The 16,063-nt window shown below is 72.8% G+C and carries 13 protein-coding genes and 3 tRNA genes; 11 read left to right on the forward strand and 5 right to left on the reverse strand.

Translation table 11 applies throughout. The annotated features are described in order from the left end of the window. Nucleotides 1-62 precede the first annotated feature (62 nt). Both GNZ18_RS23835 and GNZ18_RS23840 read right to left on the reverse strand, forming a co-directional pair. A complete protein-coding gene (locus GNZ18_RS23835; protein WP_156218739.1) occupies nt 63-2,351 on the reverse strand; it encodes an ATP-binding protein in 2,289 nt (762 codons plus the stop codon). A 124-nt stretch (nt 2,352-2,475) separates the two neighbouring features. Next, nucleotides 2,476-3,642 (reverse strand): TDT family transporter, encoded by a 1,167-nt coding sequence (locus GNZ18_RS23840; RefSeq protein WP_156218740.1) that lies wholly within the window; start codon nt 3,640-3,642, stop codon nt 2,476-2,478. Nucleotides 3,643-3,724: 82 nt separating this feature from the next. Between GNZ18_RS23840 and GNZ18_RS23845 the strand changes: the two genes are divergently transcribed. Beyond that, nucleotides 3,725-4,630 (forward strand): LysR family transcriptional regulator, encoded by a 906-nt coding sequence (locus tag GNZ18_RS23845; RefSeq protein ID WP_156218741.1) that lies wholly within the window; start codon nt 3,725-3,727, stop codon nt 4,628-4,630. A gap of 7 nt (nt 4,631-4,637) precedes the next feature. On the opposite strand, the gene GNZ18_RS23850 is transcribed toward GNZ18_RS23845, so the two are convergent. Beyond that, nucleotides 4,638-5,210 carry a YceI family protein gene (locus GNZ18_RS23850; protein ID WP_156218742.1) on the reverse strand — a complete coding sequence of 191 codons (573 nt, stop codon included), beginning with the start codon at nt 5,208-5,210 and terminating at the stop codon, nt 4,638-4,640. A 117-nt stretch (nt 5,211-5,327) separates the two neighbouring features. Here GNZ18_RS23850 and GNZ18_RS23855 point away from each other — a divergent pair, with 117 nt between their 5' ends. The 7 genes from GNZ18_RS23855 to GNZ18_RS23885 all read left to right on the forward strand — a co-directional run bounded on the left by GNZ18_RS23855 (nt 5,328) and on the right by GNZ18_RS23885 (nt 9,725). Then, the gene (locus GNZ18_RS23855; protein ID WP_156218743.1) at nt 5,328-6,131 is read left to right on the forward strand and encodes a universal stress protein; all 804 of its coding nucleotides are present in this window, start codon (nt 5,328-5,330) and stop codon (nt 6,129-6,131) included. 163 nt (nt 6,132-6,294) lie between these two features. Continuing rightward, entirely contained in the window at nt 6,295-7,266 is a 972-nt protein-coding gene (locus GNZ18_RS23860) for a CHAP domain-containing protein (RefSeq protein WP_156218744.1), read from the forward strand. A gap of 40 nt (nt 7,267-7,306) precedes the next feature. Then, nucleotides 7,307-7,379: transfer RNA gene (locus GNZ18_RS23865), tRNA-Gly, on the forward strand. Between the two features lie 24 nt (nt 7,380-7,403). Then, nucleotides 7,404-7,474 (forward strand) — tRNA-Cys (locus GNZ18_RS23870). Between the two features lie 14 nt (nt 7,475-7,488). Beyond that, nucleotides 7,489-7,563 (forward strand) — tRNA-Val (locus GNZ18_RS23875). Nucleotides 7,564-8,346: 783 nt separating this feature from the next. Next, nucleotides 8,347-8,982: a hypothetical protein gene (locus GNZ18_RS23880; protein ID WP_156218745.1), complete on the forward strand. Its 636-nt coding sequence runs from the start codon at nt 8,347-8,349 to the stop codon at nt 8,980-8,982. A gap of 311 nt (nt 8,983-9,293) precedes the next feature. After that, complete coding sequence (locus GNZ18_RS23885; RefSeq protein WP_156218746.1) at nt 9,294-9,725, forward strand: hypothetical protein; 432 nt, start codon at nt 9,294-9,296, stop codon at nt 9,723-9,725. A 138-nt stretch (nt 9,726-9,863) separates the two neighbouring features. On the opposite strand, the gene GNZ18_RS23890 is transcribed toward GNZ18_RS23885, so the two are convergent. Then, complete coding sequence (locus tag GNZ18_RS23890; RefSeq protein ID WP_156218747.1) at nt 9,864-12,356, reverse strand: AfsR/SARP family transcriptional regulator; 2,493 nt, start codon at nt 12,354-12,356, stop codon at nt 9,864-9,866. A 960-nt stretch (nt 12,357-13,316) separates the two neighbouring features. Here GNZ18_RS23890 and GNZ18_RS23895 point away from each other — a divergent pair. From GNZ18_RS23895 to GNZ18_RS23905, 3 genes are read left to right on the forward strand one after another with little or no spacing between them, the layout of a single operon-like run. Continuing rightward, nucleotides 13,317-14,267 carry an aliphatic sulfonate ABC transporter substrate-binding protein gene (locus GNZ18_RS23895; protein ID WP_156218748.1) on the forward strand — a complete coding sequence of 317 codons (951 nt, stop codon included), beginning with the start codon at nt 13,317-13,319 and terminating at the stop codon, nt 14,265-14,267. Continuing rightward, nucleotides 14,264-15,022 carry an ABC transporter permease gene (locus GNZ18_RS23900; RefSeq protein ID WP_214619957.1) on the forward strand — a complete coding sequence of 253 codons (759 nt, stop codon included), beginning with the start codon at nt 14,264-14,266 and terminating at the stop codon, nt 15,020-15,022. Before GNZ18_RS23895 ends, GNZ18_RS23900 begins: the two co-directional genes overlap by 4 nt. After that, entirely contained in the window at nt 14,995-15,726 is a 732-nt protein-coding gene (locus GNZ18_RS23905; RefSeq protein WP_156218749.1) for an ABC transporter ATP-binding protein, read from the forward strand. Before GNZ18_RS23900 ends, GNZ18_RS23905 begins: the two co-directional genes overlap by 28 nt. Before the next feature lie 118 nt (nt 15,727-15,844). Here the strand turns inward: GNZ18_RS23905 and GNZ18_RS40885 are convergent, their stop codons facing one another. Then, the gene (locus GNZ18_RS40885; protein WP_173390873.1) at nt 15,845-16,033 is read right to left on the reverse strand and encodes a hypothetical protein; all 189 of its coding nucleotides are present in this window, start codon (nt 16,031-16,033) and stop codon (nt 15,845-15,847) included. Nucleotides 16,034-16,063 lie beyond the last annotated feature (30 nt).

Genomic DNA, 16,063 nt, shown 5'->3' on the forward strand with positions numbered 1-16,063 from the left:
CTGAGCAGCCCCTTCTGAGCAGCCCCTTCTGAGCAGCCTCTGCTGAGCCGCGCGGCCCGCGTCTAGGTCGGCTCCTGGACGAACCAGGTGCTGATCTGGGCGCGGGACGCGAAGCCCAGCTTGGACAGGATGTGCTCCAGGTGGGAGTCGACGGTGCGCTTGGCGATGACGAGGCGCTCGGCGATCTGCCGGTTGGTGAGGCCCTCGGCGACCAGCGCGGCGATCTCCCGCTCGCGCCGGGTCAGCGCCGCCGCCGTGGCGGACGCGGCGTCCGGCGCGGGCGGGAGCTCGCCCAGCGCCTCGGCCATCGCCGCGGGCATGGCGAGGCCCGCGCCGTCCCGCCGGGCGGCCTCGAAGGCGGCGTCGCCGAGCGCCTCGCGCGCCTGCCGCTGGTACAGCTCGCGCAGGACGGCGTGCTGCGGGCCGAACATCGAGGTGCCGGTGTAGTCGCGGGCCCAGTCGGCGGCGGCGAGCAGCCGGACGCCCGCCACCGCGTCCCCGAGGGAGACCAGGCAGCCGCCGACCATGTCCAGCGCGAGCGCGACGCCGAGCCGGTCGTCCATGTCGCGTTTCATGCGGAGCCCGGCGCGCAGGTCGGGCAGCGCGGCGCCGGCGTCGCCGCCGACGAGCGCGGCGAGGCCGCGCACGCACAGTCCGTAGGAGCGGCACCACTGCTCCCCCGCCGCCTCCATCGCGCGGACCACCTCGTCGGCGTGCGCGACGCCGGCGGCGCCGTCGCCCGCCATCGTCCGCGTCACGGCGAGGAACACGCCGGTGATCGGGACGAGCACGTCGGTGTTGCCGACCCGGCGGTGCAGGTCGCGTGCCTCCTCCAGCCGGGCGGTGGCCTCCTCCAGCTCGCCGCCGCACAGCGCCGCCACGCCCTCGGCGAGCCGGACGTAGCCGAGCCCGCGCGGGTCGTCGCCCGCGAGCGCGCGCGCCTCGGCGCGGCGCAGCAGGTCGCGGGCGGGCGGCAGGTCGGCCTGGAGCGCGGCGAGCACCCCGCCGAGCGCGAGCACCTCCGTCCACTCCGGGCCCGGGACCTGCTCGCGGCTCTCGATGACCCGCAGCGACCAGTGCCGCGCCTCGCCGGTCATGCCCTGCAGCGCGAACAGCCGGCCGAGCCCGAGCGTGACCCCGCAGAGCACGTCGCCCGGCGCCCGCCGCAGCCCGTAGTCGATCATGTCGCGGACGTTGGCCTGCTCGCGCCGGAACCAGGCCAGCCAGCCCGCCTGCGCGGCGCCGCCCAGCCCGCCCGCCGCCTCGCGGATCGCTCCGGCGAACCGGTCGAACGCGCGGGCGCGCATCGCCTCGGCGTCCCCCGCCTCCTCCAGCCGGTGCGCGCCGTACTCGCGCATGATGTCGAGCATGCGGTAGCGGACGGCGCCGTCCCGGTCGACGCGCAGCACGACCGACTTGTCGACCAGCCCGGCGACCACCTCGAAGACCCGGTCGGCGGGCAGCGCCTCGTCCGCGCAGACCTGCTCGGCGGTGTCGAGGTCGACGTCGGCGGCGAACACCGACAGCCGCGCCCACAGCAGCCGCTCGTCGGCCGAGCACAGCTCGTGGCTCCAGTCGATCGCGGCGCGCAGCGTCTGGTGCCGGGGCAGCCCGGAGCGGCGGCCGCGCACCTGGAGCAGGCGGCGGTCGAGCCGGTCGACGATCTGCTCCACCGACAGCGCCCGGAGCTGGACCGCGGCCAGCTCGATGGCCAGCGGGATGCCGTCCAGCCGGTGGCACAGCAGCGCCACGGCCGACCGGTTGCCGGGGGTGAGCGTCCAGCCGGGGACGACGGCGGCGGCCCGCTCGGCGAACAGCGTGACCGCGTCGCCGGGCAGGTCGGGGTCGTAGCGGCCGGGCTCGGGACGGGCGAGCGGCGCGACCACCAGCGTGTGCTCGCCGGGGATGTCGAGCGGCTGGCGGCTGGTCGCGATGATCCGCAGGCCGGCGGCGTTCTGCAGCAGCACCTCCGAGAGCATCGCGCACGCGTTCACGAGGTGCTCGCAGGTGTCGAGGACGAGCAGGAGCTCGCGGTCCTCCAGGTGGTGGACGAGGGCGTCCAGCGCGGCGGCCGGGCTGTGGTCGGGCAGCCCGAGCGTCTCGCCGACGGTCTGGGTGAGCAGGCCGGGCTCGTGCAGCGCCGACAGGTCGACGAAGGCCACGCCGTCGCGGAAGGACCCCGCGAGCGAGGCCGCGGCGCGCAGCGACAGCCGCGTCTTGCCGACCCCGCCCGGCCCCATCAGCGTGACGAGCCGGCACCGGTCGAGGAGCCGTGCGATCTCCGACAGCTCCTCGCGGCGGCCGACGAAGCTGGTCAGCTCCGCGGGTGGCCGTCCCGAACGCAGTTCCAACCTCTTGATCGGTAACACCGCCGCCTCTGTTCGGTTCTCGCCGGCCCGTGGCCGGTACGCGTGGGACGACAGCCTGATCGTACCCGTACATGAACTGATCGCAACCGCTCCATTACACGGCGCGTCAGAACCGGTGGCCTACTCCGGCCCGCGCCGTCCGCGGCGGCGACGCGGGGACGGGAAGCGCGGGCAGGAACAACCGGCCGCTCACCGCCCCCCGGAGCGTCCGGTACCCGGCGACGACCCAGGCGGTGACGAGCAGCAGGTAGAGCAGCACGCCGACGCCGGCCAGCGCGTCCAGGCCGGTGGTCCGCGCCAGCCCGGACGCGCCGGTCACGCAGGTGCCGACCGGGAACGTGAACGCCCACCACGTCATCGCGAACGGCATGCCGCCGCGCAGGGCCCGCGCGTTCGCGGCCCCGGCCAGCGCCAGCCAGAGCAGCGCGAACCCCAGCACGGGCGCTCCGTAGAGGACGGCGAACGCCCGCGTCGCCTCCGCGTACTCCGGGATGGCGCGTCCCGCCGCCCCGGCGATCTGGACGACCGCCGTCGTGGACTGCCCCAGCGGCCCGAGGACGAGGAACAGCGTCGGCGTCATGACCGGCGCCGTGCGGCCGGAGGCGAGCGCGCTCCAGATGCCGGGAAGCAGGACGAGCGTGCCCAGCAGGCTCGCGCCGAACATCCCGTAGCAGCCGTAGAGCAGCGTCGCGGCGCCCTGGCCGGGCGGCAGGTGCGGGACGAGCGCGGGCCCGAGCGCCGCCGCCACCATCGGCGCGACGACCGGGAGCAGCCAGGTCGGGTCCGCGCCGCCCGGCTCCAGCCGCGTGATCATGAGGTAGGGGATGCCCGCCGCGACGGCGACCGCGTAGACCGTGCCGAGCGTCCAGAGGACGGCGTCCACCGCGACCGCCGCCGGGAGGCCGAGCACGCCGGGGCCGAGCGCCAGCGTCCCGTAGCCGACCGCGAGCATCGCCATCGGCGGGCAGCCGTAGAAGACGGCCGTGGCCGGGTTCCCCAGGAGCTGCGACCGCGCCACGTCCCGATGCCGGACGAGGTGGACGCCCCGCGCCGCCATCAGCACCAGCAGCATCAGCAGCGACACGGCCCACACCGCGACGGCGAACGCGTGCAGGCCGGGGAGGCCCACCGGCAGGGCGTTCGCGCCGTTCGCCACGATCGCGGTGCCCATCACCGCCGCGTACCAGTTGGGACCGAGGTGCCGGAAGAGGTCGGCGGGACGGTCGAGCTCCCCCAGCGGCACGCGGGCCGTGGGCGCGGTGGCGATACCCATGCGTCCACCGTGGCCCCGCCGCGAGCGCGTCGGTAGAGGTCACCGCCCTATGGACCCATAAGGCGGCCTTATGCTCGCGGGCATGGCACTCTCGCGCCGCGTCCCCGATCTGGGCGCCCTGGAACTGCTGCTCGCGGTCGTCCGGCTGGGCAGCCTCGGCCGCGCGGCGGCGGAGCTGGGCGTCACGCAGCCCGCCGCCAGCGCCCGCGTGCGCTCGATGGAGCGGCAGGTCGGCGTGGCCCTGCTGGACCGGTCCCCGCGCGGGTCGCGGCCCACCGAGGCGGGCGTGCTGGTCGCCGGGTGGGCGCGCCAGGTCGTCGACGCCGCCGAGGCGCTGGACGCGGGGCTGTCCGCGCTGCGCGAGCGGCGCGATGCCCGGCTGCGCGTGGTCGCGAGCCTGACCGTCGCCGAGTACCTGATGCCGGGGTGGCTGGTGGCGCTGAAGTCCGTCCACCCGGACCTCGCGGTGACGCTGCGCACGGCGAACTCCACGCAGGTGGCCGAGCAGGTCCGCGGCGGTGAGGCCGATCTCGGGTTCGTGGAGGGCCGCCGGACGCCGGCCGGGCTGAACGGCGCCGCCGTCGCCGCCGACAGCCTCGTCGTCGTGGTGTCCCCGGCGCACCCCTGGGCGCGGCGGCGCTCCGGCGTGAGCGCGGCCGAGCTGGCGCGGACGCCGCTCGTCCTGCGCGAGGAGGGCTCGGGCACCCGCGAGATCCTCGACCTGGCGCTGGCCGTCCACGGCGGGACGGCTCCGCCGCTGCTCCAGCTCGCCTCCACGACGGCGCTGAAGGCGGCGGCCGTCTCGGGCGCGGGGCCGGTGGTGGTGAGCGACCTCGCCGTCGCCGACGAGCTGGCGGGCGGGCGGCTGATCCGCGTGCCCGTCCCGGAGCTGGACCTGTCCCGTCCGCTGCGCGCGGTCTGGCCCGCCGGCCGGCGTCCCGCCGGACCGGCCCGCGACCTGCTGGCGCTGTCGCGCGGGGCGTCCTGACCAGGGGTCAGCCGGCGGGCGCGTGGACGGCCTGGATCTCCAGCGCGATGCCGATGGTGTCGCCGAGCATGACCTTGTCGCCCTGGAGCGGGACGTTGAACTCGATGCCGAAGTCGCGGCGGCTGATCGAGGCGGTCGCGGTGAACCCGGCCCGGACGCCGCCCCACGGGTCGGCCTCGACGCCGTGGAACTCCGCCAGCAGCCGGACCGGGCGGGTGACCTTCTTGATCGTCAGCTCGCCGTCCAGGTGGTAGCGGGGGGCGCGGGCACGGCGGCCCACGTTGGCCTGCTCCACCCCGGTCCCGACGAAGGTCATGACCGGGTGGTTCTCCACGTCGAGGAAGTCGGCGGAGCGGACGTGCTCGTCGCGCTCGGCGCTGCGGGTGTCGATCGAGGCCATCTTGATCTCGGCGCGCGCGCTGGAGTCCAGCGGGTCGGCGCCGATGACCACCTCCCCGCCGAACTCGGGGAACGAGCCGCGCACCGTCGTCATCAGGTGCCGGATCGTGAAGGTGATCTCCGAGTGGACCGGATCGATCGTCCAGCGGCCGGCGTCGAGATCGGGCGCCTCGCGCTCCATTGAATCCCCCCAAATAGTGACAATCCCCTGCAATCTAGGAAAGTTACCCCAGAGCACGGCGAGGCCGTGCCGGGGCGGCGCACGTCTGACCCGGCGCGCGGAGGGAATGCTCCGTACATGATCGGTGAACACGTCCTGGCCGGATACGCCCACGACGCGGGCGGCCGGGAGGCCCTCGGGCTGGCCCGCGCCATCGTCGGGCTGACCGGCGGACGGCTGAGCGTCGCGATCGTCCACCCGCCCGACGTCCCCGCCGCGGCGGGCGAGGCCCGCGCCCTGCTGGAGCAGGCCGCCTCCTTTCTGGACGACATGCCCGTCGACCTCCTCGTCCAGGAGGGGCGCGGCGTCGGGCGCGGGCTCACGCTGCTGGCCAGCCGCACCGGCGCCGACCTCATCGTCGTCGGCTCCCCCGAGGGCGGCGCCCGGGGCCGGATCGGCGTCGGCGCCGCCGCCGACCACCTGCTGCACTCGGCGACCGAGGCCGTGATGCTCACCCCGTCCGGCTACACGCCGCCGGAGGACCTGGACCGCATCACGGTCATGTACGTCCGGCGGCCCCAGTGCGACGACGCCGTCATCCGCGCCGCGCAGGCCGCCGAGCGGCTGGACGTCCCGCTCCGCCTGGTCACGCTCGCGCTCGGCGACGTCCACCCCGAGCGGCTCCGCGACGACCTCGCGCTGGCCATCCGCCTCGCCACCGACTCCGCCGAACTCCCGCCCGAGGACGTCTCCGCCGACCTCGCCGAGGGCGACGACGTCGCCGAGGCGATGGGCGACCTCGACTGGGCCGAGGGCGAGATCCTCGTGTGCGCGTCCAGCGAGGACGCGTCCGTCCACCGCGTCTTCATCGGCGAGGTGGCGCTGAAGGTCCTGCGCGCGGCCCCGTGCCCGGTGACCGTCCTCCCGCGGGGCTACTTCTGAGTAGTCCGTTTTGCCCGTTCCCTTGGAACGACTTGCCGCCACCTCTTTACCTGCACTACATTCCGTCGAGATCGGAACGTGACCAAACACGTTCGGTCACCCCGGTCGGGCGGTCCCTGCCCGAACGCAGTCAGGCAGCAGGTGTCAGGCGGCAGGGAGCGTGATGGACCCGATCGGCAAGAAGCTGCTCGACGTGGCCAAGAGCCAGCTCGGCTACACCGAGAAGGGCGACGGCTACACGAAGTTCGGCGACTGGTACGCCGCCAACATCGACGGCGACCACGACTCCTACTTCAAGACGGCGCCCTGGTGCGACATGTTCCTCGCCTGGGCCGCCGACAAGGCGGGCGTCACCGAGCAGGCCGGGCAGTTCGCCTCCACGATCGAGCACGCCGAGTGGTTCCGCAAGCACGACGCCTGGGGCACCTCCCCAGAGCCCGGCGCCCTCGTCTTCTTCGACTGGAACGGCTCCGACGACCCCGACCAGATCGACCACGTCGGCATCGTCGAGCGCGTCGACGGCAAGACCCTGCACACGATCGAGGCCAACGCCGACGGCTACAAGCTCATGCGCAAGACCCGCGACATGGACTCCGTCGTCGGCTTCGGCTACCCCGGCAAGATCAAGGTCGAGGCCGCACCCCCCGCGAAGTACACCCCCCGGCACGCCGCCCCGGCGCCGACCGTCGACAAGGTGGGGGCGCCCGCCGCGTCCACCAACACCCAGGAGCGCGAGCACAGCGCCCCCGACGCCTCCCTCCCCGCCCAGGAGGTCGTGCTCGGCGGCATCCTCGCCTTCATCCTCTGCGGCACCGTCGCCCTGGCCGCCGGACGCGCCGCCGCCGCGAAGGCCCCCACGGCGGCGCCCATCCGCGTCCGCAAGCGCGGCAAGCACCACCGCCCCGCGACGCCCGTCGCCCTCCCGGTCGACGTCACCCCGGCCGACCTCGACGCCGCCGACGCGGGCACCACGGTCATGCCCGCCCTCTCCCTCGCCGCCGCGCACGAGGCCGAGGACCGCGAGTTCTGGGGCCGCATCGCCCACCTCGAAGAGGACAGCGAGCTGGCGTTCTGGAACTCCCTGCACGCCGAGGCCACCGACGCCGAGTACGCACCAGCCCCCGGGGTCCGCTAGAGTTGGGCATGCGCGCCGGGAGGAACCCCGGAGCCGGCACGCGGACGTGGCTCAGTTGGTAGAGCATCACCTTGCCAAGGTGAGGGTCGCGGGTTCGAATCCCGTCGTCCGCTCTGGGAGGCCGATGGCCTCGCTCTGGTGGAGTGGCCGAGAGGCGAGGCAACGGCCTGCAAAGCCGTGTACACGGGTTCAAATCCCGTCTCCACCTCGCAGTGCACGCAAGGGCGATTAGCTCAGTGGGAGAGCGCTACCTTGACACGGTAGAGGCCACTGGTTCAATCCCAGTATCGCCCACCACAAAAGCCCAGGTCAGCCGGTAGATGGCGGCCTGGGCTCTTCCGTCGCCGGCGCTCGACTGCCGGGGCGGGCTCAAGGCCGGTCAGCGGCGCGGGACGCGCGAGGTCGTCCGAGGATCCGGACGGTGAAGCCGTCGGAGAACCCCGTCATCGGCCCCATCAGTGATCCCCTGTGCCAAGGCAGGCCCCTGGCGGCGCGTGGTGGCCTTGGTTCAGCTCTGGTGAACCAGTGACTTCTGTGGTTTCCGTGGCAAGGACGTCCTCGTGAGCGCTGATGCGCAGGGGGCAGCACCAGCGGAGCAGCGCACATCGGGGTGCGAGCGTGGCGGGCGTCGCCGGTGAGGACGGCGCCGGCGCCGATGGCGCCATGCACCTGGACGTGGTCGCGATCGGCGCGGGCCAGGTCGGCCCGGCGTGCTGCGGTGAAGAGGTCGAGCACGGTGCCGCCGGGGCGGCGGCACGCGTAGCGGCGCCTCGATCGGAAGTTTCTCGTACTCTTCTCCGTAGGCCGTTCGCAACCGGGCCCGTCCTCCATTCTAAGTGATCTTCGGTCAGTTTTCGCAGATGGAAAGCGCGCCAAAGAGGCGGCCGCCGCCTTCGTGCAGGGGCGAGACCTTTAATGGCGCGCCCTTTAAGCTGCAGAAGTACACCGACACGGGCAGCGACCCCCGGTTCCGGCCGCGCCGTTCAGATGGCGTCCAGTGCCCATCCAGTGCCTGTCCAGTGCGGCTGAATAGCTTGTACCGCGACGGATCACATCACCACCGGAAATGAAGGAAGGGACATGCAGAATCGTTTGTGGAAAGCTTGTGCCCGGATCACAGTGGCGATTACCGCCAGTGTCGTGGCCGCCACCGCGGGCGGAACTCTGACCACCGTCAGCCCGGCCAGCGCCGCCAGTTCGTCGAGAACGCCGGTGATCGACGTCACCCACAGCGGGTTCGACGTCATCCTTTCGAGCCCCGGGGGCGCGAGGTTGGCGCCGGCCGAGGGCAGCGTTACGGCGTTCCATGGTTTCAGCTCCTTCCAGAAAATCACGATCGAGTCGCAAGGCTTCGATCTCAAGGGACGTATCCACGGCAGGATTCGGACCTACAACTACGAGAGCCTGTGGACGGTCTACAAGCTTCCGAAGTCGTCCGGCTGGAAGGTGTGGGCCCTCAGCTTCAAGAAGGACAGCAGTCAGAGCGTCCTGAAGGAGACCTTCCGCGACGAGAAGCTGATCGACGCCGAGCTCGACGTCAACTTCACGGTCTCGGCCGCCGCGCTGAAGGGGGTATCCACCCTGCGCATCGGCTTCGAGACGCTGAGGCTGCAGCTCGACGGAACGACCAAGGACTTCACGGTCATCAACAAGGAGTCGGGCGGCGCGAAGGACCAGGACGGCAAGGAAATCCCGATCGACTTCGAGCAGCTCTGACCGAGACCTCCCGGTGGGTTCTGGGCTGACCTACCCGATGATGCGTTGACGGCGGCGGCGATTGGTTCCGGGAAGGCACCGGAACCGGTCGCCGCCGAACCTCGTTCGGGCCGGCCCGTGGCGCGCTGAACGCGGACCGCCTTCCTTGCACACCTACATTGGCCGAGAGGGCTGACATGCCATCCACCACGAACACTTCGATATCGATCACCAGTCGGCGGCCTGGTGTCCCTCGGATATCACCGGGTGCGGCACGGCGCGTTCTGACGGGATTCGCCACGGCCACCATTTCAACCGCAGCGGCCGCCGCAATGATCCTGATCGGCGGCTCCAGCGCCGCATTCGCAGAGGGCGCGCATTTCGTGCCGGAGGCTACCGATGTCAGTTGGGACGGTACCGTCGCCACCGTTACGTTCCGTGAAGTGGATGTGGCGCTGGAGACGGACGTAACCACGATATCCGTCAAGGTGACCGCCGACGTGGACGCCGTCTGCAGGCGAGGTGCCTCGGTACTTCGCATTCACCGGTCGGCGACGGCCCTGGATGCGAAGGACCATCCGATCAGCGAGGGCGGCACCGTCGAAGGCACCGCCAGTGTGCCGCTTGAGGTGACGGGGTTGAAGCTTTCCGGCTTCAGGTGTGTGATAACGCAGATATCGCTCACGGCCGTCCTTGAGGATTTCTGGACCGGCGCGACCCTGACCCACAAAACCGACATCGATAGGCCCGAAGAGCACCACTAGTGTTCTGCGTCAGGAACTCGTAGGAGTGCGGGGCAGGGCCTCCAAGGATTTCGTCTGCGGTCTGGTCCAGGTGTGGTGCTCGCCCGCCTCGTCGTACCGGCCGAGGGCGGACTCGACATGGCCGAGGCACACCGGCGCCTAGGCCTCGCCCACGGCGTCGCCGATGTCCCGGCAGATGGCGACCGACGCGCGGAGGTCCTCCGCCGCGTCGGCGTACCGGCCCTGGCGCAACCGCACACGGCCGAGGTTGCCGAGGCCGCGCGCCTCGGTGCCCCTGGCGTCGGTGTGGCGGGCCAGGGCGATCGCCCCGGCGAGCATCCGCGCGGCCTCGGGGTGCCGGCCCTGCCACTGGTAGACGTGCCCGAGCTTGCCGAGCGCGCGCACCCCGGCGGAGTCGTCCCCGACTTCGTTCGCGAGTTCCAGCGCCCGCTGCAGCTCGGCACTGGCCTCGGCGTACCGGCCCTGCTGGATGGCGACGACCCCGAGGTTGATCCGCAGATGTACCGCGCTGCGGTGATCGGGCACGCTCTCGGCGGCCCGCAACGCGTGCTCGTGCAGGGTGACGGCATCGGCGTAGTGGCCGCCGCTTTCCAGGTAGCGCAGAAGCACCAGCGCGAGCTGCACCGGGTACCAGGCCTGCCCGTGCTCCGCCGCGTGCACCGCGGTGGCCACCAGGTTGGCGCGCTCGGCGTCCAGCCAGGCCAGCGCCGTGCTGTCGTCCAGCGCGGGCAACGCCCCCGCGGGACGCGGCACCCGGGGCCGCCGGTCCCGTTCGGCGGGGTACAGCACGTCCATCGCCGTGGACGCGGTGTACAGATAGAACTTCAGGACGCGGCACGGCAGGTCGACCTCGCCGTTCCGGACGGCCAGATCCTTGGCGTACGCCCGGAGCAGGTCGTGCATGCCGTACCGATCCCCGTTGCGCTGCACCTGGTGCCTGTCGGCGAGCAGCTCCAGGCATTCACGTGCCGTCGCCTCCTCGCCGCCGAGGAGGGCGGACGCACCGAAGCCGTCCACATCGGTACCGGGATGCAGCCCCAGCAGCCGGAACATGCGGGCCGCGTCGGGCGGCAGGTCCCGGTACGACCAGGAGAACACGACGCCGATGTCGGACCGCGGATCCCCGGTGCACAGCAGGTCCAGCCGCCTCCGGTGATCGGCGAGCTCGCCCACCACCTCGGCCAGGGCCACCGGTGCCCTCAGGTGCACCAGCTCCGCCGCGATCCGCACCGCGAGCGGCAGCCTGGCGCACTGCGCCGCCAGCGCCTCGGCCGCGCCGGTCTCCGCGGTCACCCACTCGCCCACCAGCCGCCGCAGCAGCGCCAGCGCGTCCTCCCGGCGCAGGACGTCGAGCTCCAGTCGGCGGGCGCCGTGCCGCACGACCAGGCCGTGCAGCCTGTCGCGGCTGGTCACCAGCACGACGCTGTCGGACGACCCGGGCAGCAGCGGCCGGATCTGGTCGACCGAGGCGGCGTTGTCGAGCAGGATCAGCATGCGACGCCCGGCGAGCAGGCTGCGGTACCGGGCGGCGCGCTCCTCGACGTCGCCCGGCACCTGCTCGCCCGGCAGGCCGAGCGAGCGCAGGAACCTGGCCAGGGCGGCGCTGGGGGCCACCGGCTGCTCCTGGTCGTAGCCGCGCAGGTCGATGTAGAGCCGGCCGTCCGGGAAGCGGTCGCGGGCGCGGTGCGCCCACCGGGTGGCGAGAGCGGTCTTGCCGACGCCCGCGGTGCCGGACACGACGACGATCGCGCTCGTGTCCGGTTCCGGCGCGATGGTCAGCCGGTCGAGCTCGCCGAGTTCGTACGCCCGCCCGGTGAAAAGCGGAACATCGGCCATCAACTCGGCGGGCACCGTGCGGTCGACCGCGATGGGCGGTCCGGTCAGCACGTGTGCCCGCGAATCCTCGTCCAGGATCTCCTGGTACGCGGCGGTCAGCTCCTGCCCCGGGGCGACGCCGAGCTCGTCGGCCAGCCGGCGCCGCACCGCGTGATAGGTGGTGAACGCCTGGGCCCTGAGGCCGGCGGCGGCGTACGCGCGGAGGAGCCGAGCCTGCCCTCTCTCGTCCAGCGGCTCGGCCGCCGCGGCTTCCTCGAACGCGCTGATCGCCCGGTCCACCGCCCCGGCTGCCAGCATGGCGGCGCCGTACCGGCCCAGCGCCGCCCGATGCTCCACCACGATCGACAGCACCCGCGGGTGCTCGGCCAGCAGGGGGAGGTCGGCGAAGGGCTGGCCCTGCCACAGCGCCAGCGCCTCGGTCAGGGCCGCCACCTCCCCGCCGTCGGCGGGGTGGCGGACGAGGCGGCGGAAGCGCATGATGTCGATCTGGTCCGCGGGGACGCCGAGGCGGTAGCTGTCGCCCAGGTATGGCAGCACCTCGCTGCGGGAGTGCGGCGCCCGCCCGGGTTCCAGCAGCCGTCGGAGCCGCTTCACGTGCGTCTGGAGGATGTTGACGGCGCTGGCCGGTGGCTGATCGCCCCATAAGGCGTCGATCAGGCCGGCCAGGCCGACCGGCTGCCCGCCGGCCAGCACGAGCAGGCCCAGCACGGCGCGTTGGGCGGGCGGGCCCAGCAGGAGCGGCTCGTCGTGGAGCCACGCGCGCATCGGCCCGAGCACCTGGATCCGTAGTGTCATCCTCGTGTCCACTTCCGGTCCAATCGGTTGTCAAGAATCGCTCGGCGACAGCTTATCGATCAGATCCGGTCCAAGCGCTAGAGATGAGCCGCACATGGCACAAATCGGACGGACGGTACCGGGAGTGACGGTGGCGGGCATCACCGGGCGGAGTCGCAGGCCCTGTCGGCACGGACTTCGACCGGCCGGCGACGGCTCCGTCCGCGCCGTGACCTGATCGCCGGTCGCGCCATCGGCAGCGGCTCGAACGCCCGGCCGTCGTGCGCGTCGGCGGCCGGCCCCGGGACCACCGAAGGCAGCCCGGCGGCATCGGACAGGACGTGAAGGCTGCCGCCCTTCCTGCCGCGATCGGCCGGATCGGGGCCGGTCAGCGCGCCCCCGGACGGCGGCGGCGTCCACGATCGCCGAGGCCCGGTCCACCCGCGCGCGCCCCGAGCCCGTCCAGCACGGCATGGTGCAATCGCGGCCACAGCCCGCGGCGGTCCACGCTGTCAGTCCCACTCTCGGACGGTGCGTCCGGTTCGGTCGCCCCTGCCTGGTCGCGATCACTACGCCGACACCCGGCGCCCTCCGCGGCCTCGTCCGCACTCTTCGCACCTACACTCGACCAGCCTGAAACGGCGGCCTTTCCCTAAAGGCCAGCGAATTGGGCTCCGGCACCGATACGGCCATTTCACCGGCCGTTCTCCGCACATAGACCGACGAGCTTTTCACCCGCGTCCGGCACATAAATCTTCGGCCTCACAGACCCAGGTTTCCGAGGCGGGACGCCGCGTTCGCCCAAGGCCGGTCGACGGCTTCCCCTTCGTCGGCCGGCGCCGCCCCGGCCCCTACGTCGCGTTCACCCACAGCGGTAGCGCCCTCGCTCCGCACCTCGCCGGCCGGTCGCCAATAACCTAGTCAACCGATCGGTTTTGTCCTATATTCTTGCTGATCCGATCCGGCAAGGAGCTTGGACCCATGCGCCGCATCATCGCCGTACTCGCTGGACTCTTCCTGCTGCTCGGATCGGGGGCGCTCACCGCGTGCGGGGGTGAACGGGAGGCCGGCGCGTCCGGCGGCGGGCTGCGCGTCGGCTACCAGCGGTTCGGCGGGCTCAGCCTGCTCAAGGCGCGGAACGCGGCGCCGCCGGGCACGAGATGGTCGCTGTTCGAGAGCGGCCCGGCGCTCACCGAGGCGCTCAAGGCCGGGTCGGTCGACATCGGCCAGGTCGGCGAGGCGCCGCCGATCTTCGCGGCGGCCGGACGCGTCGACTTCAAGATCATCGGCACCTCGGCGCCCGTTCCCAGGGGTGAGGCCGTGCTGGTGAAGGAGAGCAGGGGGTTCCGGTCGTTCAAGGACCTCAGGGGCAGGACGATCGGGCTCAACAAGGGCTCCAACGTGCACTGGCTGCTGCTCCGGCTGCTGGAGGCCAACGGGATGGCGGCCAAGGACGTCCAGGTCAGGTATCTCAAGCCGGCCGAAGGACGGCCCGCGTTCGACAACGATCGGATCGACGCCTGGGTCATCTGGGATCCGTACTTCGCGTTGGCCGAGCGGCCCGGGGTGAAGATCCTCGCGGACGCGAGCGGCCTCGCCAACAACCGCGAGTACGTCCTGGTCTCGCCCAAGGCGCTGAAGGACAAGCCCGATCAGCTCACGGGGTTCCTGCGGCAGTACCGGCAGGTCACCGACTGGGGGCTCGCCAACCCGGCGGAACGCGCGAGGATCCTGGCACCGGAGCTGAAGATCCCCGAGGACCCCACCCGGCGGGCGCTGGCCCGCAGCGCGCAGCCGCTCGCCCCCGTGGACGCCGCGGTCGGCGCCGAGTTGCAGAGGATCGCGGACGGGTTCACCGCGCTGGAGCTGATCCCCGGCAAGGTCGACATGAGGGCCCGGCTGGACGAGCGGTACTCGGGGATCTTCAGGTGAGCCTCCGGGTCCGGCGGCTGACCACGCCGATCGTGCTGCTGGCGGTCTGGGAGGGGACGGCGCGCGCGGGCGTCCTGGCCCCGGACAAGCTGCCCCCGCCGAGCGCGGTGCTGGAGGCGGCGTGGCGGCTGTCCCGGGACGGCACGCTCGGCGCCTCCCTGCTCGACTCGCTGCAACGGGCGGTGCTCGGGCTGCTGATCGGCGGCACGATCGCGCTGGTGCTCGGCGCGGTCGCGGGGCTGGTGCGCGCCGGCGACGACCTGGTCGACCCGACCGTCCAGGCGGCCCGGATGCTGCCCCACCTCGGCCTGGTCCCGCTGCTCATCATCTGGCTGGGCATCGGGGAGTCGCTGAAGGTCACGCTGGTGGCACTGGGCGCGTTCTTCCCGATCTACCTCAACACCTACGCCGGCATCCGCGACATCGACGAGGGCCTGGTCGAGGCCGCCCGCACCTGCGGGCTGACCTGGTCGGAACGCGTCAGGCACGTGGTGCTGCCCGGGGCGATGCCCTCGCTGTTCCTCGGGCTGCGGCTGGCGTTCTCGGCCGGGTGGCTGAGCCTGGTCGTCGGCGAGCAGGTCAACGGGCAGAGCGGGCTCGGGTTCATGATGATGGAGGCGCGCGAGTTCTCCCAGACCGAGGTCGTGGTGCTGGGCCTGCTGGTGTACGCGCTGCTCGGCCTGCTGTCGGACCTCGCCCTGCGAACGGGAGAGAGGAGGCTGCTGGCATGGCGACGCGGACTGCGAGCCGCCTAGTCGAGGCCGCCGGCGTGCGCCGCTCGTTCGGCGGCACGGTCGTCCTGGACGGCGTCGACCTGGCCGTCGACCGCGGCGAGGTGGTCGCGCTGCTCGGCGCCAGCGGCTCGGGCAAGAGCACGCTGCTGCGGATCCTGGCCGGGCTCGACGGCGAGGCGTCCGGGACCGTGTCGGTGCCCGCCTCGCGCGCCGTGGTGTTCCAGGAGCACCGCCTCCTTCCGTGGAAACGGGTCGCGGCGAACGTGGCCCTGGGCGTCCGCACCAGGGACGCCGCGTCCCGCACCGCCGCCGCGCTCGCCGAGGTCGGCCTGGCCGACCGCGGCGACGCCTGGCCCGCCGAGCTGTCCGGCGGCCAGTCCCAGCGGGTCGCGATCGCCCGCGCCCTGATCCGCCGGCCCGAACTGCTCCTGCTGGACGAGCCGTTCGGCGCCCTGGACGCCCTCAACCGGCTGAAGATGCAGGCCCTCTTCACCCGCCTCCGCGCCGTCCACGGGTTCGCGGCGCTGCTGGTGACGCATGACGTGGACGAGGCGATCCTGCTGTCCGACCGCCTCCTGGTCCTGGACGGCGGCCGCGTCATCGAGGCGATCGGCGTCGACCTGGACCACCCCCGGGCCGTGGACTCCCCCGGTTTCGCCGCCCTGCGCCGCCGCCTCCTGGCCCTCCTGCGCGTCCCGGCCACCCCGGACGACGCTCCCTCCTAGGGCGGCGCCTGTCCTTGAGGAGGCACCCGGGTCGGGCGGGAGGGCCGGATCGGCGTCCACCCGGACGCCCTTCGACGGGCGCGGCCCAGGTCGCGTTCGTCCCCGTCTGGGACAGCGGTTACGTCGCGGGAACGATCGGCGTGCGCAGCAGCCAGTCGCTCGCCCTGGTGGCCTGCCCTTCCTGGTCGCCGTCCTCGTCCTGGGCTCGTTCGCGCGACGAGCCTGCTCTACCTGGTCCCCCGGCGACCGCGCTGCTCGCCGTCCCGCTGCTCGGGCAGGGCCTCACCGCAAGCGCGATCGCGGGCATGGCGGTCGCCGGGGGCAGGGTGCTCCTGGT

The organism is Actinomadura litoris (assembly GCF_009733595.1).
Classification (GTDB): Bacteria; Actinomycetota; Actinomycetes; order Streptosporangiales; family Streptosporangiaceae; genus Spirillospora; species Spirillospora litoris.